Consider the following 20305-nt stretch of genomic DNA (forward strand, 5'->3'; position numbering starts at 1 on the left):
TGTTGTTATGGACGTACTGAATTACCAAAGGGCAACGCTATAGCTCACCAGCAGACGCACTTCATCGGCATCGCGAGCGGAGTAGTTGGAACGGTAGGTGGCATTACGCAGGCGTACGGCAACGTCCTTCAGGGCGCCGCTTTGTACTACATATTTGATCTCGGTGTTGCGCTCCCACTCTTTGCCTTCTTCTCCGTTCTTGAGCTTGATGTTGTCACCGCTCAGGTAACGGCTCATGAACGACAGGCCAGGGATGCCGAGACGCGCAAAGTCGAAATCGTAACGCGCCTGCCAGGAGCGTTCTTCGGCGCCGGCAAAGTCGTTGATCTGCACGAAGTTGACCAGGTACGGGTCGCTGCCATCGACATACGGGAACGCGCTGTCGCCGGACATGTGCTGATAACCGGCGCTGAACTTGTGGCCGCTCAGGGCGTAGCTGACCAGACCGTTGAGCGAGCGGTTGTCGATCTCGCCACCACGGGCCGCGCCCTGATCGTCACTGACCGCAAAGCGCAGGTCGGTGGCGAAGGTGCCCGGGCCCATCGGCCGCGAGGCGACCAGACCGAAGAAGTGCTGGTTATAGACTTCGTCGAGCTGGGCGAAGTGGTAACTGCCGGTGATCTTGTCGGTGAACTTGTAGTCCATGCCGGCAAAATCGAAATGCTTGCCGGCCACGGTGCCCGCGAAGCGGCTGTTCTTGTTGTTGAGGGCGATGTCCTCGAAATCGGTGCTGTCGCGATCCTTGGCTTTCTCCAGACGCCCACCGGTGAAGGTCAGGTTCTTGATCTCTTTGGAGGTCAGCAAGCCGCCTTCAAAGGTCTGCGGCAGGATGCGCCCGTCATTCGGTTTGAGGATCGGCAGTTCGGGAATCAGGCTGCCGATTTTCAGTTCGGTGGCGGAGATTTTCACTTTGCCGGTCAGGCCGACTTTCGAGTATTCGTTCGCCGCGCGCCCGTCATCGTGGGTCGGCAACAGGCCTGTACCGGTACGATCCGGGCTCGAATCAAGTTTGACGCCCAACATGCCCAGCGCATCGACACCGAAGCCCACGGTGCCGTCGGTGTAACCCGATTGCAGGTTGAGCATGAAACCCTGCGCCCATTCATCACGCTTGCTTTGCTGGGCACTGGTGCCGTCGCGAAAGTCGCGGTTGAAGTACATGTTGCGGGTTTCGAAGGTGGCGGAACTGTCTTTGATGAAGTCGGCGTAGCTCAGCGGCGAAAAACCGGCGAGGGCAGCGGTGCTGGCGAGGGTGGCGTGGCGCAAACGAGAAGGACGAACAGGCGTAGAAGCCTTGGTCTGCAAGGACGGCATGCGGGTGTACTCCGTTTATTGTTCTTATTGGTCGAAAACGCTTCGAGGCGTTTTTCGTATCGCTGTGTGGCAGCAGCGACGGCAGTCGAAACTGTCCGTGACCGGACTCTAACGGGCTAACCTTTCACTAACCTTTCAGCTGGATTTCGCGGGTTTCGGGCTTCACAGCGGCGGTTGCGGCTGTAAACTCCGCGGCAAAGAGTGGCGTCGGCCATCCCTGAATGAGGTAGAGATCCATGCGTGTTCTGCTCGTCGAAGACCATTTGCAACTGGCCGAAAGCGTCGCCCAGGCGCTCAAGAGCACCGGTCTGACCGTGGACGTGTTGCACGATGGCGTGGCCGCCGACCTGGCGCTGGGCAGCGAGGAATACGCGATGGCGATCCTCGATGTCGGCCTGCCGCGCATGGACGGTTTCGAGGTGCTGGCACGCCTGCGCGCACGCGGTAAAAACCTGCCGGTGTTGATGCTGACAGCGCGCAGCGACGTGAAGGATCGAGTCCACGGCTTGAATCTCGGCGCTGACGATTACCTGGCCAAACCCTTCGAACTGACCGAGCTCGAAGCCCGGGTCAAAGCTCTGTTGCGGCGCAGTGTGCTCGGTGGCGAGCGTCAGCAGCGCTGCGGCGTGCTGGCCTACGATCTCGACACCCGGCGCTTCAGTCTCGGCGAAGAACTGCTGACTCTGACCTCCCGCGAACAAGCCGTGCTCGAAGCGTTGATCGCCCGCCCGGGACGGGTGATGAGCAAGGAGCAACTCGCCGCACAGGTGTTCGGTCTCGACGAAGAAGCCAGCCCCGATGCCATCGAAATCTACGTGCATCGTCTGCGCAAGAAACTCGACGGTCAACCGGTGGCGATCGTGACCTTCCGTGGCCTTGGTTACCTGCTGGAAAGCCGCGATGCATAAGCCCAGCAGCCTGCGCTGGCGGTTGCTGTGGAACCTCGCGTTGCTGCTGGTGGTGTTGATGCTCGCCAGTGGTCTGAGCGCTTACTGGAACGGGCGCGAAGCTGCCGACACGGCTTATGACCGAACCCTGCTGGCCTCGGCGCGAACCATTGCCGCCGGCCTGTCTCAGCGCGACGGCACGCTCAGCGCCGACGTGCCCTACGTGGCGCTGGACACCTTCGCTTACGACAGCGCCGGGCGGATTTACTACCAGGTCAACGACATCCATCAGAAGCTGATTTCCGGCTACGAAAACCTGCCCGGACCACCACCCGGTACGCCGAGAACCGACGATTATCCAGCGCTCGCGCGCTTCTATAACGCGACCTATCGCGGGCAGAACGTGCGCGTGGTCAGCCTGCTCAAAGCGGTCACCGAACCGAACATGAACGGTATGGCGGAAATCCGCGTCGCGGAAACCGATGAGGCGCGAGTCAGCATGGCCCGCAGTCTGGCGGCCGATACGCTGCTGCGTCTGGGCATGCTCGCGATCGGCGCCTTGTTGCTGGTGTGGTTTGCGGTGAGTGCCGCGCTGCGCCCGCTGGAGCGTTTGCGCACGGCGGTGGAGGAGCGTCAGCCCGATGATTTGCGGCCGCTGCCGCTGGTGGAAGTGCAACATGAATTGTGGCCGCTGGTGCGCGCGCTCAATCACTTCACTGAACGTTTGCGCGGGCAATTCGAGCGGCAGGCGCAGTTCATCGCCGATGCCGCCCACGAACTGCGCACGCCACTGGCGGCGTTGAAGGCGCGGCTGGAACTGGGGCTGCGTTCGTCTGAAGCGGAAACCTGGCGCACAACCCTGGAATCCTCTGCGCAAAGCACTGATCGCCTGACCCATCTGGCCAATCAACTGCTGTCGCTGGCGCGGGTGGAAAACGGTGCCCGGGCGATTGCCGAGGGCGGCGCGCAACTGCTCGATCTGAGTCAGTTGGCCCGCGAGCTGGGCATGGCCATGGCGCCGTTGGCTCATGCACGCGGGGTCGCGCTGGCTCTGGAGGCGGATGAGCCGGTGTGGCTGCGCGGTGAGCCGACGTTGCTCAATGAGCTGCTGAGCAATCTGGTGGACAACGCACTGGCGCATACGCCACCGGGCGGCAACGTGATTCTGCGGGTCGCGGCGCCGGCGGTGCTTGAAGTTGAAGATGACGGGCCGGGGATTCCGCTGGAAGAGCGGGATCGGGTGTTTGAACGTTTCTATCGGCGCAATCAGCAGGTTGCGGGCTCAGGGTTGGGGCTGGCGATTGTCGGAGAAATCTGCCGGGCGCATCTGGCGCAGATCACCTTACACGATGGTGAGCAGGCCGGTTTGAAGGTTCGGGTGAGTTTTATTGCTGGATAAATGTGGTGTTGCTGCGGGCCTCTTCGCGAGCAAGCCCGCTCCCACAGGGGATCCACGCCGTACACAAATCCCCTGTGGGAGCGGGCTTGCTCGCGAAGGCCGCGCCGCGGTTCCGGATCAGTAAAACATCGTCCGCGATTCTTGCAGATCCGCGCACAACTCTTTGTTCTCCGGATCGATCCCGAGCTTCCTGAACGCCGGCACGCTGAGCGGGTCAATCCGCGCAATCGGATGATCGCTGTCCTTGTGACAATACAGACTCGCCACCTGCACCAGATCGACGTAATCGAGGTGCGCCGAGTCGCGTTTGAAATCCAGGTACAGCCCCGGCAACGCCACCAGTTGTTCGGGAAATTCCCAGACCCGCAACAGCTTGTCGCCCAGCAGCGGGTGAATGTGGTCGATCACATGGTTGAGGCTGACCGGGTCCGACAGCAGTTCGTAGTGATCTTCGGCGTAGGTCAGGATCGGCAATACGCCGATCTGATGCACCAGCCCGCCCAACGCCGCCTGATCAGGTTTGAGTTGGGTGTGCCGACGGCACAGGGCGTAGCTGACGCCGGCGATCTCCAGGCTCTTGCGCCAGACTTCGCGCATCTTCTGTTCGACCACCTCGGAGCGGGCGTGGAAGATCTGTTCCATCACCAGCCCGATCGCCAGGTTGCTGCTGTAGTTCACCCCCAGTCGGGTAATCGCGGTGTGCAGGTCGGTGACTTCCTGGGTCGCGCGCAGCAACGGGCTGTTGACCACTTTGATCAGGCGCGCCGACAGCGCCGTGTCGCGGCCAATCACTTTGCTCAGGTCGCTGACACTGATCTCCGGGTCTTCGGCAGCCTTGCGAATTTGCAGGGCCACTTCCGGTAATGTTGGCAGAACCAGGTCATCGTTATCGATGGCCTCAACCAAATCCTGTTGGACCTTATCCGCCAGCTCGCTCATGTAGATTCTCTAGGGTGTTGCAACAAAAGCTGCGATCAGCGCTGGATTTCGCGGTCGCGATCCAGTTCGTAGGGCAGGTCGAGCAAATGCAAGGCTGGCCCTTCAAGGGCGCCCAGGTGCAGATCACCCGCTTCGGCAGCTTCGGCCTGCAACACCGCCAACAGTTCAATCTTTTCTGCGGCGCGGGCGGCAATCACCACTTCGCCGATGGCGCTGCTGTGGCTTGGGGCGAACAGCGGGGTGCCCGGCTCTGGCAGTTCAGTCGCGTCAAGTTCTACGCGATAGAGGCGACGCTTGAGCTTGCCCAAGTACTGCATGCGCGCGACGATTTCCTGGCCGGTGTAGCAACCTTTCTTGAAACTCACGCCACCGACGGCCTGCAGGTTGAGCATCTGCGGGATGAACAACTCGCGGGTGGTCGGCATGACCTGACCGATACCGGCGCGAATCTGCCCCAGCAGCCATTGGTTCAATTTGCCTTCAGGCAGGGCGGTGGCCAACTTGGCTTTGATGGCATCGGCTTGATCGGCCGGTACCCAGAGTTCGGCGCGATCCGGCGAGACGCGAATCGCGATCAGGCCTGCGTTGCGCACCACGCCGTCGGTTTCGCCTGGCAGGTTCAGACCCAGGCTGGCCAACGCGGCGTCGCCGTGCTCCAGGCCAAAACGCACCCAGGCGGCGCTTTCGTCGGTCAATTTGGATTTGGAGAACACCGCGTACTTTTTCAGATCCGCCAGTTGCGGCTCCAGCAGTTCACTGGCCATTGCCAGCAGCACGCCGTCACCTTCGAGCAGAATGCGGAAGCTCGACTGCATCCGGCCTTTTTGCGTGCAGCGCGCGCCCAGGCTGGCCTGGCTGTCGCTGAGGTAATTGATGTTGCAGGTCAATTGGCCTTGCAGGAATTTGCCGGCATCCACGCCGCGAACCGCGAGTACGCCTTCATGAGACAGGGTGCAGAAAAAAGCAGAATCGGCCATGGGTCATCGCAGGGTAAAAAAGTCTGGGGCACATCATAAGGGCGCGTTGTTGAAATGGGTAGTTGATAAAGGATCGGTGGTGCCCGACCAAAGCCGACTGTGCGACCCGCGCCGGGGCTGTATACTGCGCGCCTATTTGAGGAGGGCTCCATGGTCGAACAAGTTGAACTCAATCGCCTCTTCTGGCACAGCCGCCGCGGCATGCTGGAACTTGACGTGCTGCTGGTGCCGTTCGTGAAAGAGGTCTATCCGCACCTCAACCAGGTCGATCGCGACTTGTATGTCCGTCTGCTGACCTGTGAGGATCAGGACATGTTCGGCTGGTTCATGGAGCGCAGTGAGTCCGAAGACCCTGAGCTGCAGCGCATGGTCCGGATGATCCTGGACCGTGTTCAGCCCAAGTAATACGTTCGAATGCCGCTGGCATGCCTCTCGGCAGTTGCTGGCGGCGTATCTGTTGACCCAGGCGTTCGCGCTGGGTCTGTTGTTTCTTCTGTCGATTCCACTCTGGGCCTGTCTGCTCGGGGCTTTCGCCTGTCTGCTGCACGCCGTGTGGGTGTTGCCACGGCAGATTCTGCTGACGCATCCGCAGGCTTTTTGCCGATTGCGCCGCGATGCCGATGGCTGGCAATTGTGGAATCAGGCGGGCGGCTGGCAAGCAGTCCAGCTGCGCCCTGACAGCCTGGCGTTGCCGTTGATCGTGGTGCTGCGCTTTCGTTTGCGCGGGGAGCGGCGGGTGCGCTCGATTTGTGTACCGCGAGACTCGCAGGCAGCGGATGTGCACCGACGCCTGCGAGTGCGGCTCAAGTTCAGCCGGCGTAGGTGGGCGGCACCAGAATAGTGTCGAGCGCCTCGGGCAGCAGGTTCGGGTAGTCGAGGGTGTAATGCAGACCGCGACTTTCCTTGCGCTCCATGGCTGAGCAGATCATCAGTTCGGCGACTTGCGCCAGATTACGCAGCTCGATCAGGTCGCGGCTGACTTTATAGTTGCTGTAGAACTCGTCGATCTCGTCCAGCAACAGACGCACGCGGTGCTGCGCTCGTTGCAGGCGCTTATTGGTGCGCACGATCCCCACGTAGTCCCACATGAAGCGGCGCAGCTCGTCCCAGTTGTGGGCGATGATCACGTCTTCGTCGGAATCGGTGACCTGGCTGGCGTCCCACTCGGGCAGGGCGGTTGGCGCGGTGACGTCATCCAGTTGTGCAAGGATGTCCGCTGCCGCCGAGCGGGCATAAACGAAGCATTCGAGCAGCGAGTTGCTGGCCATGCGGTTGGCCCCGTGCAGGCCGGTGAAGCTGGTTTCGCCGATGGCGTACAGCCCCGGCACGTCGGTACGACCATGCTGATCGACCATTACCCCACCACAGGTGTAGTGCGCCGCCGGCACGACCGGGATCGGCTGTTTGGTGATGTCGATGCCGAAACCCAGGCAACGTTCGTAGACGGTCGGGAAGTGGTTTTTGATGAAGGCTTCAGGCTTGTGGCTGATGTCGAGATAGACGCAGTCGACGCCCAGGCGCTTCATTTCATGGTCGATGGCGCGGGCGACGATGTCGCGTGGCGCCAGTTCGGCACGTTTGTCGAAGCGCGGCATGAACCGTTCGCCGTTGGGCAGCTTCAGGTGCGCGCCTTCGCCACGCAAGGCTTCAGTGATCAGGAAACTCTTGGCCTGCGGGTGATACAGGCACGTAGGGTGGAACTGGTTGAATTCCAGGTTCGCCACTCGGCAGCCCGAGCGCCAGGCCATGGCGATGCCGTCACCGCAAGCGCCGTCGGGGTTACTGGTATAGAGGTAGACCTTGGCGGCGCCGCCGGACGCGAGGATCACGAAGCGTGCGCCGTAGGTGTCGACTTCGCCGGTCGCGCGATTCAGCACATAGGCGCCGAGGCAGCGCTCGCCATTCATGCCCAGACGGCGTTCGGTGATCAGATCAACGGCAACTCGCTGCTCCAGCAGTTCGATGTTGCTGCGCTCTCTGGCCTGGGCGAGGAGGGTGGTGAAAATCGCTGCGCCGGTTGCGTCCGCGGCATGGATGATGCGCCGATGGCTGTGGCCGCCTTCGCGGGTCAGGTGGAATTCGAAACCGCCGTCTTCGGTACCGGACTGTTCGTCGCGGGTGAACGGCACGCCCTGGTCGATTAGCCACTGGATGGCTTCGCGGCTGTGCTCGACGGTAAAACGCACCGCGTCTTCATGGCACAGACCGCCGCCGGCGTTCAGGGTGTCGTCGACGTGGGATTCGACAGTATCGGTATCGTCCAGCACGGCAGCGACGCCGCCCTGGGCCCAATAAGTCGAGCCGTTGGCCAGATCACCTTTGCTCAATACGGCAATGCGCAAATGACCCGGCAGGGTCAGCGCGAGACTCAAACCGGCAGCGCCGCTGCCAATGACCAGAACATCGTGTTGAAACTGTTGGCTCATTTCAGGATTCCGCTCAAAGCGACCCGGATCGGGGTTGGCGCAAGACAGCTGGATCGGCGAGTCAAGACAGCCACACAGCCCACTAGTATATAGAGGGGGGGAGCGGCACAATAGCCGAGCTCGTATGGCATTGTGAAACTACTGTGACGACAAAAGCTTGACGTTTCGTCGGACGTTTTTTTCTGTCGTTTTGGGAAAAGGCGACTGTATCGAGGATGAAACAGGCTTTTTCAGCACGCGGTTGCTCAATGTCGCTTCAGCACGGCTATAAATAATTGGAACTTTTGCCAGAGGCCCAAGATCAATAGTCAGTTGCCAGAAGCACGGGACAGTGTCGGCTTCAATGCAGAACCTGCGATTGGGTTTTTGCCGGCGAACCGATGACAAGATTATTCGCGCAGCCGGTTTATCCCGCGCTGCGTTTTTCGTGCGTGCCAAATCAGAGCCCGCAGGAAACTTGCCTGGAGGGGGAGAACTTTTGCGAAAAGCCCGAGTCTATGTTTGCAAGTCTGGTCGTTTAGTTATGCAAGCCTCCTCCATGCTTATCGAGGAGTGTTCATGCTAACCCAGGAAGAGGATCAGCAGCTGGTCGAGCGCGTTCAGCGTGGCGACAAGCGAGCTTTCGATCTGCTGGTGCTGAAATATCAGCACAAAATTCTCGGGTTGATCGTGCGTTTCGTGCACGACACCCATGAAGCCCAGGATGTGGCTCAGGAAGCCTTTATCAAGGCCTACCGAGCGCTAGGAAACTTTCGCGGAGACAGCGCGTTCTATACGTGGCTTTACCGCATTGCCATCAACACGGCAAAGAACTATCTGGTTTCACGCGGCCGCCGGCCGCCGGATAGCGATGTAAGTTCTGAAGACGCAGAGTTCTACGACGGCGATCACGGCCTGAAGGATCTCGAATCGCCGGAACGCGCGTTGCTGCGGGATGAGATCGAAGGCACCGTCCATCGAACCATTCAGCAACTGCCAGAGGATTTACGTACGGCTTTAACTTTACGTGAATTCGATGGTCTGAGTTACGAGGACATTGCGAGCGTCATGCAGTGTCCGGTGGGTACCGTGCGCTCCCGGATTTTCCGCGCCCGGGAGGCCATCGATAAAGCCCTGCAGCCGTTGTTGCAGGAAAACTGAGACAGCGGCGACAGCCAAGAGAGGAACGCCATGAGTCGTGAAGCCCTGCAGGAATCGCTGTCCGCAGTGATGGATAACGAAGCGGACGAACTGGAATTGCGTCGAGTGATCAATGCACTGGACGATGTTGAAACCCGTGAGACCTGGGCTCGTTATCAGATCGCTCGGGCAGCCATGCACAAGGATCTGCTGCTTCCGCGTCTGGATATTGCTGCGGCAGTTTCTGCTGCGCTGGAAGACGAAACGGCTCCAGCCAAAGTATCCCGCGGCCCTTGGCGCAACCTGGGTCGTCTGGCCGTTGCGGCTTCGGTGACCGTTGCGGTACTGGCTGGTGTGCGCCTGTACAACCAGGACGAAATCGCTGGCGTCGAACTCGCCCAGCAGTCCAATCAGCCTTCGCTGGTTGCGCCGCAGGTCAAAGGCCCGGCCGTCCTGGCTGGCTACAAGGAAAGCTCGGAAACTACGGGGCCGATGGCCAACGGCGTTCTGCAAGGTCAGCCAGGCTGGCACGATCAGCGTCTGCCAGGCTATCTGCGTCAGCATGCCCAGCAAGCTGCGTTGAAAGGTACTGAAAGCGCTCTGCCTTATGCGCGTGCAGCAAGCATGGAAAACCGTTAAGGAGGATCATGCGCGCCATACCTCTACTTTCGCTTCTGCTTAGCGGCTGGTTCATTGTTCCAGCCCATGCCGACGAGGCCCAGGACTGGCTGATCCGCCTGGGTCAGGCCGAGCAGCAGCAAAGCTTCCAAGGCACTTTCGTATACGAGCGTAACGGTAGTTTTTCTACCCACAATATCTGGCATCGTGTCCAGAACGGTCAGGTCCGCGAGCGTTTGCTTCAGCTCGACGGCTCGGCTCAGGAAGTCGTGCGTGTTGATGGGCATACTCAATGCGTAAGCGGCACTCTGATTGCGGGGTTGGGAGACTCTCCCAACTCGACCGCTCGTTCGCTTGATCCCCAAAAGCTGAAAAACTGGTATGAGCTTGCCGTCATCGGCAAGTCGCGCGTGGCCGGGCGTGATGCGGTCATCGTATCGCTGACGCCCCGCGACCAGCATCGCTATGGTTTCGAGCTGCATCTGGATAAACAGACCGGTTTGCCACTGAAGTCGTTGTTGCTCAACGACAAGGGGCAGCTACTCGAGCGTTTCCAGTTCACCAGCCTGAATACCGCTGATGTCCCGTCGGACAAAGATCTGCAAGCTGGCACTGAGTGCAAGGCCGTCACTATTGATAGTGACAAGGCGTCGGCCGTGAAGACAGCTCAGGTCTGGCATTCCGACTGGCTGCCTCCGGGTTTCGTGCTGACCAGCAGTACTTCACACAAAGATTCGGAAACCAAAACTCAAGTCAGCAGCCTGATGTATGACGACGGGCTGGCGCGGTTTTCAGTATTTCTTGAGCCGTTGAACGGTGCAACAGTGACCGATACCCGCACGCAGTTGGGGCCGACTGTCGCTGTTTCCCGCCGCCTCACTACGCCTGAGGGCGAGATGATGGTGACGGTGGTCGGCGAAATTCCAATCGGCACGGCCGAGAGGATTGCCCTTTCGATGCGCAACGATGGCGCTGCAACCAGCAAGCAGTGAGCTGATTTCAGTCATTTCCACTTCTTCTTCGAGACGTAGATGAAATGTTTGCTCAGCATTTTCATTTGCAAATCACCCGAAAGTTTTTTATAGGTCAGAGCCTCACGGCTCTGGCCTTGTCTGTTGTTCCCGGAACAAAAATACCGGCCCGCGGTTCCCGGTGTTCCTTGCTCCATATCGCTTAACCCTGCTCGTCGTAACGGGAGCTGTATGTCGATACTTAGCTTGAAGTCTTATCTCTCCATTTTCGCCACCGTGCTGGTGCTGGGTCAGGCTGTCCCCGCTGTCCAGGCGGCCGACCTGCCGGATTTCACCCAACTGGTTGAACAGGCCTCGCCTGCAGTGGTGAACATCAGTACCACGCAGAAGCTGCCGGACCGCAAGGTGAACCAGCAGATGCCTGACCTGGAAGGCTTGCCGCCGATGTTGCGCGAGTTCTTCGAGCGCGGCATGCCGCCTCAGCAGCGTTCGCCGCGCGGCGATCGTCAGCGTGAAGCGCAATCGCTCGGTTCGGGCTTCATCATTTCCTCCGATGGCTACATCCTGACCAACAACCATGTGATTGCCGATGCCGACGAAATCCTCGTGCGTCTGGCTGATCGCAGTGAAATGAAAGCCAAGCTGATCGGTACCGACCCTCGCTCCGACGTGGCCCTGCTGAAAATCGATGGCAAGGATCTGCCGGTGCTCAAGCTCGGCAAGTCCCAGGACCTGAAGGCGGGTCAGTGGGTCGTGGCGATCGGTTCGCCGTTCGGCTTTGACCACACTGTGACCCAAGGCATTGTCAGCGCCGTCGGCCGTAGCCTGCCGAACGAAAACTACGTGCCGTTCATCCAGACCGACGTGCCAATCAACCCGGGTAACTCCGGTGGCCCGCTGTTCAACCTGAACGGTGAAGTGGTCGGGATCAACTCGCAGATCTACACCCGTTCCGGTGGCTTCATGGGTGTGTCGTTCGCCATTCCGATCGACGTGGCGATGGACGTTTCCAATCAGCTGAAAAGCGGTGGCAAAGTCAGCCGCGGCTGGCTGGGCGTGGTCATCCAGGAAGTGAACAAGGATCTGGCCGAGTCGTTCGGTCTTGATAAGCCGGCCGGTGCGCTGGTTGCGCAGATTCAGGATGACGGTCCGGCAGCCAAGGGTGGCCTGCAAGTGGGCGACGTGATCCTGAGCATGAACGGTCAGCCGATCGTCATGTCCGCCGACCTGCCGCACTTGGTCGGTGCGCTGAAAGCGGGCGCCAAGGCCAGCCTCGAAGTGATCCGTGACGGCAAACGCAAGAATGTCGAGCTGACTGTCGGTGCGATTCCGGATGAGGACAAAGAGCTGGCTGCACTGCCGAAGTCGGGTGCGGAAAGCAGCAGCAACCGCCTCGGCGTTTCGGTGGCGGAACTGACCGCTGAGCAGAAGAAAACCTACGACCTCAAGGGCGGAGTGGTGATCAAGGAAGTTCAGGACGGTCCTGCGGCTTTGATCGGTCTGCAACCGGGTGACGTGATCACTCACCTGAACAATCAGGCCATTGGCTCCACCAAGGAATTCGCCGAGATCGCCAAGGCGCTGCCGAAGAATCGTTCGGTGTCGATGCGCGTCCTGCGTGAAGGTCGCGCGAGCTTCATCACCTTCAAACTGGCTGAATAATCCGCTAGCGGTGAAATGAAAAACCGCCTCGAAAGAGGCGGTTTTTTTATGCCTGAAACATTTGCCTCGTCGAGGAAAACTCAGCCCATCATGTCCTTGATCATGCGCTCCTGCTCCATCAACTCGCGCTGGCGCGCATCGATCCGCGAGGATAGCGGGAAGTTGCTGCCCGCCTTGCGCTTGGCAAAATCGAGCTGCTGGATCGCCTGACGATAATCACCCACCAGCGCGAAGTACTCGGCGCGGGCCTGATGCAGACCAATGATGTTGCCAGAGAGGCCACGGGTTTCGGCGACCTGATACCACACGTCCGGATCATTCGGACGGGATTTGAGCAAGCTGTCGAGGGCTTTCTCGGCGTCGGCGGTGCGATTCTGTTTCAGCAACAGATCGACCCGAACCTGATTCAGCGGGTAATTGCCCGGATATTGCGTGAGCATGCGGTCAACCCGCGTTTGCGCATCCGGCAGGCGGTTGTTGGTGATGTCCAGGTCGATCTGTGCGAGGTTGTAGATGATCTCGTTGGGTGACTTGGCCAGCAGCTGTTTGAGATTCTCCCTGGCTTCATTGAGCTGGCCGCCCTTGATCTGAGCGATCGCCAGGCCGTAGCGCGCCACGTCATTTTTCGGGTTCTCGTCCAGTTGTGCGCGAAAGCGTTTGGCGCCCAGCCCCGGGGTTTCTTCGTAGATCAACTGTACGCGAGCGCGAATCAGCTGATAGCGCATGCTGTCTTCGATGCCGCCCGCCGGCGCTTGTTCTGCGCGGTTACGGGTGTCGGCGATACGCGATTCGGTCACCGGGTGAGTCAGCAGAAATTCTGGCGGCTTGGCGTCGAAGCGGTATTGGCGCATCAGACGTTCGAACATGGTCGGCATCGAGCGCGGGTCGTATCCGGCCTTTTCCAGGTTGAGGATGCCGATACGGTCGGCTTCCTGCTCGTTCTGGCGCGAGAAGGTACGCTGCGACTGAATGGCTGCGGCCTGAGTACCGGCGATGGTCGCGATCCCGGCATCACCGCCACCGGCGGCGGCAATCACGATCCCGGCGAGCAGCGCCGCCATCATCGGCACCTGCATCCGCTGCGAAGCTTCTACACCGCGCGCGAAGTGGCGCTGTGACAAGTGCGCCAGTTCGTGGGCCAGTACCGAGGCGTATTCGCCTTCGGTCTGCGCGTTGAGGAACAGGCCGCCGTTGACCCCGACCACGCCACCCGGCGCCGCGAAGGCGTTGAGCTGCGGGCTGTTGATCAGAATGAATTCCAGACGGCGGTCGGTGACCTGGCTGGTCTCCACCAGTTTGTAAACACTGGATTCGACGTAGTCTTTGAGTTGCGGATCGTTGAGCTGTGCAACCTGGCTGCGCAACATCGCCAGCCAGGCGCGGCCCAGCTGATATTCCTGTTGCGGAGAGACAATGGCAGAACTGGCGTCGCCAAGTGACGGCAGATCGTCGGCAAAGCCCGGTGAGGCGAGCAGGCAAGCGAGCGTCAGCAGGGTAGGGCGCAGAAATGTCATGCACAAAGCCTTAGAAGACAAAGACCTTACTGTAGCCGGACACCGGGCCTGCGACCAGATATTCTAGGCAGCTCAACCACCTGAACCGGAGTGACGCAATGACTGACGCTGTAGCCCATGACTGTGAATTGGACGCCAGTGGCCTGAATTGCCCGTTGCCGTTGCTCAAGGCCAAGATGGAACTCAACAAGCTGCCCAGCGGCGCGGTGCTCAAGGTGATCGCCACGGACGCGGGTTCGCAGCGCGACTTCCGCACCTTTGCCCGTCTGGCCGGTCATACGCTGCTGCGCGAAGAAGACGAAGCGGGCGTCTACCGTTACTGGTTGAAAAAAGCCTGAACCGACAGCGTAAAAGACCTAAGGATTATTGATGTTCAAAGTGTTACGCGACTGGATTCAGCGCTACTTTTCCGACGAAGAAGCGGTGGTGCTGGCGGTGCTGCTGTTTCTCGCCTTCACCGCGGTGCTCACGCTCGGTGGCATGCTCGCGCCGGTATTGGCCGGGATGGTGCTGGCGTATCTGATGCAGGGGCTGGTACTCGCACTGGAGCGTATGCGCGTGCCTGGTGCGGCGGCGGTGGGGCTGGTATTTGCGCTGTTCATGGGCGTGTTGCTAGTGTTCATCGTGGTAGTGTTGCCGTTGCTGTGGCATCAGTTGATCACGCTGTTCAACGAGCTGCCGGGGATGCTCGCCAAATGGCAGTCGCTGTTGCTGTTGCTGCCGGAGCGCTATCCGCATCTGGTCTCTGACGAGCAGGTGCTGCAGGCTATCGAAGCGGCGCGTGGCGAAATCGGCAAGTTCGGCCAATGGGCGCTGACCTTTTCGCTGTCGAGCCTGCCGCTGCTGGTCAATATCATGATCTATCTGGTGCTGGTGCCGATTCTGGTGTTCTTCTTTCTCAAGGATCGGGCCATGATCGGCGAGTGGGTGCGCGGCTATCTGCCCCGTGAGCGGGCGCTGATCACCCGCGTGGCGCAGGAAATGAACCGGCAGATCGCCAACTACATTCGCGGCAAGGTCATCGAGATCGTGATCTGTGGCGGCGTGACCTACATCGCCTTCGTCGCGCTTGGCCTCAACTATGCGGCGCTGCTGGCGTTGCTGGTCGGGGTATCGGTGGTGGTGCCGTACGTCGGCGCGGTGGTGGTGACCGTGCCGGTGTTACTGATCGCGCTGTTCCAGTGGGGTTGGAGCGATCAGTTCATCTATCTGATGGCGGTCTACGGGATCATTCAAACGCTGGATGGCAACGTGCTGGTGCCGTTGCTGTTTTCCGAGGCAGTCAACCTGCACCCGGTGGCCATCATCTGCGCGGTGCTGTTGTTTGGCGGGTTGTGGGGGTTCTGGGGCGTGTTCTTCGCGATTCCGCTGGCGACGCTGTTCAAGGCCGTGCTGGATGCGTGGCCGCGCAAGGAGCCGGTTGTCGCTCCGCTGCTGTAGCGGTTGAGCCAGATTTTAGATGAAGGCTATTCGCGAGCAGGCTCGCTCCCACATTGGATCTGTGCCGTTCACAAGTTCAATGTGGGAGCGAGCCTGCTCGCGAAGGCGTCAATGAGGGCGACGCAAAACCTTCAGGCTTTATTCAAGGCCTGAGCCGCAGCCAGCACCGCATCCACATGCCCCGGCACTTTCACGCCGCGCCATTCCTGACGCAGTACACCGTTCTTGTCGATCAGGAACGTGCTGCGATCAACGCCCAGATATTCCTTGCCATACAGTTTCTTCAGCTTGATCACGTCGAACAGCTGGCAGACGGCTTCGTCCTTGTCGCTGATCAGCTCGAACGGAAATTCCTGCTTGCATTTGAAGTTCTCGTGAGACTTCAGGCTGTCGCGGGAGATACCGAAAATCTCGGTATTAGCGGCCTGGAACGCCGCGTACTGGTCACGAAAACCCTGGCCTTCGGTGGTGCAGCCGGGGGTGCTGTCCTTCGGATAGAAGTAGATCACCACTTGCTTGCCCTTCAGGGCGGACAAGCTGACGGTCTGCCCGCTGGTGGCAGGTGCTTCGAAATCCGCAACCGGTTGGTCGATGACAACGGCCATGAAAGCTTCCTTACATTGGGTTTTGTGGGCGCCAAGGTTCGATCAGCGCATCCAGGTTCATCGCGTCGGCGAAGTCCAGGAACTGGTCGCGCAGCCAGCTGATCTGGGTGCCGGCCGGCAGCGTTACGGTGAACGTGGCGTTGAGCATGGTGCCGCCAGTCTGCGGGGCCTGATAGGTATCGCAGGTCAGGTTTTCCAGCTCGACGTTGTGATCCATGAAGAACTGGCACAGCTCATTGATGATGTCCGGGCGATACGCCGAGCTGACATAAGCCACGTACGGCAGGGCCTGTGGACGATTTTCCAGGGCCGCACTGCGCACCACGTTGACGGTAAATGCGTGGCGCTTGGCCAGGGTCGGCAGGCTGCCTTCGAGGCGGGCCAGCGCGTCCCAGCTGCCGGAGATTTCCAGCACCAGGGCGCTGCATTCGCCATGGCGAGTCAGGCGGGAGGTGACGACGGCGCAGCGATTTTCATGGCTGGCGCGGCACAGGACGTTAGTCAGCTCCATGGGGTTGGCGCCAAGGGCACTGATGACAAGGAATTGTTCGCGAACTGTGGGGGTGGACATGCAGCATTCCTAAAGCGATGAGCGGTCGGTAGGTCGATGGGTGTTGGCCGTCGGGAAGCGTCTGCGCGTGCCCGTTCAGAAAGCCCCGGGCCGTGGCTCGCAATTCGCTCCAATAAAGGCGGAGCGTGCAGCAGCGACACTGGAACGGGGCCTGGGAGGCCGAAAGGGGAGGCTGGAACCCGGCGTACAAGCTGATCTGTACCGATCAAAGTCTGAAGGGTAGCGAAAACCGACGCCAAGGGGAATGGCGGCGCAGTACTTCGCTTGTGCAAGCATCTTGGCGCCAGTACCATTACCGCTCTCTTTTTCCGGCAGGAGCGGTTTCATGATTGCGGGCAGTATGGTGGCACTGGTCACTCCCATGGATGCACAAGGGCGTCTTGACTGGGACAGCCTCAGCAAACTCGTGGACTTCCATCTCAAGAACGGCACCCATGCCATTGTCGCGGTCGGTACTACCGGCGAGTCGGCGACCCTTGATGTAGAAGAACACATCGCCGTCATCAAAGCCGTGGTCAAACAGGTAGCCGGGCGCATTCCGGTGATCGCCGGTACCGGCGCCAACTCGACCCGCGAAGCCGTCGAGCTGACCCGCAACGCCAAGGAAGCCGGCGCCGACGCCTGCCTGCTGGTAGTTCCGTACTACAACAAGCCGACCCAGGAAGGCCTGTACCAGCACTTCAAGCACATTGCCGAAGCCGTCGACATTCCACAGATTCTCTACAACGTTCCCGGCCGCACCTCCTGCGACATGCAGGCCGAGACCGTAATTCGCCTGTCCAGCGTGCCGAACATCATCGGCATCAAGGAAGCCACCGGCGACCTGAAACGCGCCAAAGCCATCATCGACGGCGTGAGCAAGGACTTCATCGTGCTGTCCGGCGATGATCCGACCGCGGTTGAGCTGATCCTGCTGGGCGGCAAAGGCAACATCTCCGTAACGGCCAACGTCGCCCCGCGCGAAATGGCTGACCTGTGCGAGGCCGCGTTGAAAGGCGACGCCGAGACCGCACGGGCGATCAACGAAAAATTGATGCCGCTGCACAAGGACCTGTTCATCGAAGCCAACCCGATTCCGGTGAAGTGGGCTTTGGTTGAAATGGGCCTGATGCACGAAGGCATCCGCCTGCCGTTGACCTGGCTGAGCGCTCCTTGTCATGAAACGCTTCGCACGGCCCTGCGCCAGTGCAGCGTCCTGGTTTAATTGAGGAAGTACAACGCATGAAGCGAATGGCCGGACTTTCCGCACTTGCCTTGATTATCTCCAGCACCAGTGGCTGCGGATGGGTCTGGGGCCCGGAAGGTTATTTCCGTGACCGTGGTAGCGATTACCTGGAAGCGCAACAGACTGCACCGATGCAACTGCCACCGAATGTCAGCACCTCCAAGCGTCTGGATCCGCTGTTGCCGATCCCGCGCAACGTGGCTGATGACACGGCGAAGGGCGAATACGTGGTACCGCGCCCGCAACCGCTGACGGCGGTTGCCGAGGCGACCGACTACTCGCTGCAGAAGAGCGGTGACTCGCGTTGGGTCGTGGCCCAGCACCCGCCGGCCGAAGTCTGGCCAGTGGCGGTACAGTTCTTCCAGGACAATGGTTTCCGGCTGGATGAACAGCGTCCGCAAACCGGCGAATTCACCACCACCTGGCAGCATTCCGACGAACTGTCCGCCGCCATGGCCAAGCGCCTGAGCGCCGCCGGTGTCGGTGCCGACAGCGAAACCCGCGTGCGGGTGCGTATCGAGCCAGGCGTGCAGCGCAACACCAGTGAAATCTACGTGGTCAGCGCCGAGCGTCCTGCCGGCAGCACCGCCGACGTCGATTTCACCAACCGTTCGGCCAACACTGGCCTGGACGCAGCGCTGGTCGACGACATGCTCGCGAGCATGAGCCGGATCTCCGAGAAGGGTGGTTCGGTGTCGATGCTGGCTTCGCGTGACTTCGATACCCCGAGCCGTGTCAGCCTCAGCGAAGACGGCAGCGGCAACCCGGTACTGAACGTCGGTCCTGACCTGGATCGTGCCTGGTCGAGCGTCGGTCGTGCGCTGGAGCAGGGTCAGTGGCGCGTTGAAGACATCAACCGCAGCCTGGGCCTGTACTACATCAACCTGGCCGAGAAAGCCGAGAAGAAAGACGACAAGCCTGGTTTCTTCAGCAGCCTGTTCGGCAGTGCGCCGACCAAGGAAGAAGTTGAAGCCCGCGCCGAGCGTTATCAGGTTCGCCTGAGCAAGGTCGGTGAAAACGTTCAGGTGACCGTAGAGAAGAACATCAATACCGTTGCGCCGGCCGATGTGGCGCGCAAAGTGTTGAGCGTGATTCAGGACAACCTGGGCTGATCACATGCGCTTTGCCGTTCTCGGCAGCGGTAGCCAAGGGAACGGCACGCTGATCGCCAGCGCTGATACCTATGTGCTGGTGGATTGTGGTTTTTCCCTGCGGGAAACCGAAAAACGCCTGTTGCGTCTGGGGGTTCACCCGGCGCAACTGAGCGCGATACTCGTAACCCACGAACATGCCGACCACGTGCATGGCGTGGGTTTGCTGTCTCGGCGCTACAATCTGCCGGTCTACCTCAGTCGCGGCACACTGCGCGGGATGCGCAAACCGATCGAACCCGCAGGCTTTCTGGCCGGCGGCGAGCAGCTGCAGATCGGCGCACTGAACATCGGGGTCATTGCCGTGGCCCATGATGCGCAGGAGCCGACCCAGTACGTATTCAGTGATAACGAGCAGCGGCGCTTCGGCCTGCTGACCGACCTGGGTTCCTATTGCGAGCGGGTGCTGGACGGCTATCGGGATCTCGATGCGTTGATGATCGAGTCCAACCATTGCCGCGACATGCTGGCCCGTGGTCACTATCCGTACTTTCTCAAGCAACGGGTGGGCGGCGAGCTGGGACATTTGAACAACCATCAGGCGGCATTACTGGTGGCCGAGTTGGGGTGGCAGGGCTTGCAGCATCTGGTTCTCGCCCACCTGAGCAGCAAGAACAACCTGCCGCAGCTGGCCCGGCAATGTTTCGTCGACACCCTCGGGTGCGACCCGGACTGGCTGCAACTGGCCGATCAAGATTCAGGGCTCGACTGGCGCCATATCGCCTAGCCCATCTACTTAGCAAGCGGAGCCCATCATGGAAAAACGTGAAGAACTCTACCGCGGCAAAGCCAAATCGGTTTACAAGACCGACGACGCTGACCGTTTGATCCTGCTGTTTCGCAACGACACCTCGGCGTTCGACGGCAAGCGCATCGAGCAGCTCGACCGCAAAGGCATGGTGAACAACAAGTTCAACGCCTTCATCATGCAGAAACTCGAAGCGGCCGGCATTCCGACCCAATTCGACAAACTGCTGGGCGACAACGAGTGCCTGGTGAAGAAGCTGGACATGATCCCGGTCGAGTGCGTCGTGCGTAACTACGCCGCCGGCAGCCTGGTAAAACGTCTGGGCGTCGAAGAGGGCATGAAGCTCAACCCGTACACCTTCGAACTGTTCCTCAAGGACGACGCCAAGGGCGACCCGTTCATCAACGAATCCCACGTCGTGGCATTCGGTTGGGGCACCGCCGAGCAACTGGCACGCATGAAAGAACTGTCGCTCAAGGTCAACGAAGTCCTGAGCAAACTGTTCGACGACGCAGGCCTGCTGCTGGTGGACTTCAAGCTTGAATTCGGCGTGTTCAGCGACGGCTCGATCGTCCTCGGCGACGAGTTCAGCCCGGACGGCTGCCGCCTGTGGGACAAGGACACCAAGAAGAAGATGGACAAAGACCGCTTCCGCCAGGGCCTCGGTGACGTCATCGAAGCCTACGAAGAAGTCGCCAATCGTCTGGGTGTACCGCTTTAATCGACGCAAGCATCTGAT

Annotated in this window: 21 protein-coding genes; 14 read left to right on the plus strand and 7 right to left on the minus strand. The window is 60.1% G+C overall.

Features of this window, described 5'->3' with window-relative positions:
• Positions 1-21: 21 nt before the first annotated feature.
• Entirely contained in the window at positions 22-1314 is a 1293-nt protein-coding gene (locus HDC30_RS06090) for an OprD family porin (RefSeq protein ID WP_183781626.1), read from the minus strand.
• Between the two features lie 236 nt (positions 1315-1550).
• Here HDC30_RS06090 and HDC30_RS06095 point away from each other — a divergent pair, with 236 nt between their 5' ends.
• Positions 1551-2222: a response regulator gene (locus HDC30_RS06095; protein WP_003222545.1), complete on the plus strand. Its 672-nt coding sequence runs from the start codon at positions 1551-1553 to the stop codon at positions 2220-2222.
• Positions 2215-3600 (plus strand): sensor histidine kinase, encoded by a 1386-nt coding sequence (locus HDC30_RS06100; RefSeq protein WP_183781629.1) that lies wholly within the window; start codon positions 2215-2217, stop codon positions 3598-3600. Before HDC30_RS06095 ends, HDC30_RS06100 begins: the two co-directional genes overlap by 8 nt.
• 117 nt (positions 3601-3717) lie before the next feature.
• On the opposite strand, the gene HDC30_RS06105 is transcribed toward HDC30_RS06100, so the two are convergent.
• Both HDC30_RS06105 and HDC30_RS06110 read right to left on the minus strand, forming a co-directional pair.
• On the minus strand, positions 3718-4539 hold the full coding sequence (locus HDC30_RS06105; RefSeq protein ID WP_097086666.1) for an HDOD domain-containing protein: 822 nt from the start codon (positions 4537-4539) through the stop codon (positions 3718-3720).
• 35 nt (positions 4540-4574) lie between these two features.
• On the minus strand, positions 4575-5516 hold the full coding sequence (locus tag HDC30_RS06110) for a folate-binding protein YgfZ (RefSeq protein WP_183781632.1): 942 nt from the start codon (positions 5514-5516) through the stop codon (positions 4575-4577).
• 150 nt (positions 5517-5666) lie between these two features.
• Here HDC30_RS06110 and HDC30_RS06115 point away from each other — a divergent pair, with 150 nt between their 5' ends.
• Both HDC30_RS06115 and HDC30_RS06120 read left to right on the plus strand, forming a co-directional pair.
• Positions 5667-5921, plus strand: coding sequence for a succinate dehydrogenase assembly factor 2 (locus tag HDC30_RS06115; RefSeq protein ID WP_003222550.1), 255 nt, complete (start codon positions 5667-5669; stop codon positions 5919-5921).
• Positions 5905-6357 carry a protein YgfX gene (locus HDC30_RS06120; RefSeq protein WP_150370446.1) on the plus strand — a complete coding sequence of 151 codons (453 nt, stop codon included), beginning with the start codon at positions 5905-5907 and terminating at the stop codon, positions 6355-6357. Before HDC30_RS06115 ends, HDC30_RS06120 begins: the two co-directional genes overlap by 17 nt.
• On the opposite strand, the gene nadB is transcribed toward HDC30_RS06120, so the two are convergent.
• A complete protein-coding gene (gene nadB / locus HDC30_RS06125; protein WP_103368268.1) occupies positions 6326-7942 on the minus strand; it encodes an L-aspartate oxidase in 1617 nt (538 codons plus the stop codon). The genes HDC30_RS06120 and nadB overlap by 32 nt on opposite strands.
• Positions 7943-8500: 558 nt before the next feature.
• Between nadB and rpoE the strand changes: the two genes are divergently transcribed.
• The 4 genes from rpoE (at position 8501) to HDC30_RS06145 (ending at position 12312) form a co-directional block, all read left to right on the plus strand.
• Positions 8501-9082: an RNA polymerase sigma factor RpoE gene (rpoE, locus tag HDC30_RS06130; protein ID WP_003172477.1), complete on the plus strand. Its 582-nt coding sequence runs from the start codon at positions 8501-8503 to the stop codon at positions 9080-9082.
• Positions 9083-9112: 30 nt separating this feature from the next.
• Positions 9113-9700 (plus strand): sigma-E factor negative regulatory protein, encoded by a 588-nt coding sequence (locus HDC30_RS06135; protein WP_003222558.1) that lies wholly within the window; start codon positions 9113-9115, stop codon positions 9698-9700.
• An 8-nt stretch (positions 9701-9708) separates the two neighbouring features.
• Positions 9709-10671 carry a MucB/RseB C-terminal domain-containing protein gene (locus tag HDC30_RS06140; RefSeq protein ID WP_115988030.1) on the plus strand — a complete coding sequence of 321 codons (963 nt, stop codon included), beginning with the start codon at positions 9709-9711 and terminating at the stop codon, positions 10669-10671.
• A gap of 210 nt (positions 10672-10881) precedes the next feature.
• A complete protein-coding gene (locus tag HDC30_RS06145) occupies positions 10882-12312 on the plus strand; it encodes a DegQ family serine endoprotease (RefSeq protein WP_096796602.1) in 1431 nt (476 codons plus the stop codon).
• An 80-nt stretch (positions 12313-12392) separates the two neighbouring features.
• Here the strand turns inward: HDC30_RS06145 and HDC30_RS06150 are convergent, their stop codons facing one another.
• Positions 12393-13826, minus strand: a complete 1434-nt coding sequence (locus HDC30_RS06150) for a M48 family metalloprotease (RefSeq protein ID WP_007963277.1) — start codon at positions 13824-13826, stop codon at positions 12393-12395.
• Between the two features lie 98 nt (positions 13827-13924).
• Between HDC30_RS06150 and HDC30_RS06155 the strand changes: the two genes are divergently transcribed.
• Together HDC30_RS06155 and HDC30_RS06160 are read left to right on the plus strand one after the other, a co-directional pair.
• The gene (locus HDC30_RS06155) at positions 13925-14164 is read left to right on the plus strand and encodes a sulfurtransferase TusA family protein (RefSeq protein WP_007963279.1); all 240 of its coding nucleotides are present in this window, start codon (positions 13925-13927) and stop codon (positions 14162-14164) included.
• 31 nt (positions 14165-14195) lie between these two features.
• Positions 14196-15266 carry an AI-2E family transporter gene (locus HDC30_RS06160; RefSeq protein ID WP_027614463.1) on the plus strand — a complete coding sequence of 357 codons (1071 nt, stop codon included), beginning with the start codon at positions 14196-14198 and terminating at the stop codon, positions 15264-15266.
• Between the two features lie 131 nt (positions 15267-15397).
• On the opposite strand, the gene HDC30_RS06165 is transcribed toward HDC30_RS06160, so the two are convergent.
• A complete protein-coding gene (locus HDC30_RS06165; protein ID WP_003222570.1) occupies positions 15398-15871 on the minus strand; it encodes a peroxiredoxin in 474 nt (157 codons plus the stop codon).
• A gap of 10 nt (positions 15872-15881) precedes the next feature.
• A complete protein-coding gene (locus HDC30_RS06170) occupies positions 15882-16442 on the minus strand; it encodes a glycine cleavage system protein R (RefSeq protein WP_007963284.1) in 561 nt (186 codons plus the stop codon).
• 325 nt (positions 16443-16767) lie between these two features.
• Between HDC30_RS06170 and dapA the strand changes: the two genes are divergently transcribed.
• The 4 genes from dapA to purC are packed head-to-tail and all read left to right on the plus strand — an operon-like array spanning position 16768 to position 20287.
• A complete protein-coding gene (gene dapA / locus HDC30_RS06175) occupies positions 16768-17646 on the plus strand; it encodes a 4-hydroxy-tetrahydrodipicolinate synthase (RefSeq protein ID WP_027614465.1) in 879 nt (292 codons plus the stop codon).
• 17 nt (positions 17647-17663) lie between these two features.
• The gene (gene bamC / locus HDC30_RS06180; RefSeq protein ID WP_183781635.1) at positions 17664-18779 is read left to right on the plus strand and encodes an outer membrane protein assembly factor BamC; all 1116 of its coding nucleotides are present in this window, start codon (positions 17664-17666) and stop codon (positions 18777-18779) included.
• Between the two features lie 4 nt (positions 18780-18783).
• On the plus strand, positions 18784-19545 hold the full coding sequence (locus HDC30_RS06185) for an MBL fold metallo-hydrolase (RefSeq protein ID WP_183781638.1): 762 nt from the start codon (positions 18784-18786) through the stop codon (positions 19543-19545).
• A gap of 28 nt (positions 19546-19573) precedes the next feature.
• Positions 19574-20287, plus strand: a complete 714-nt coding sequence (gene purC, locus HDC30_RS06190; protein WP_007963288.1) for a phosphoribosylaminoimidazolesuccinocarboxamide synthase — start codon at positions 19574-19576, stop codon at positions 20285-20287.
• Positions 20288-20305 lie beyond the last annotated feature (18 nt).

Source organism: Pseudomonas sp. JAI115 (assembly GCF_014200835.1).
In the GTDB taxonomy this organism is placed as follows: Bacteria; Pseudomonadota; Gammaproteobacteria; order Pseudomonadales; family Pseudomonadaceae; genus Aquipseudomonas; species Aquipseudomonas putida_A.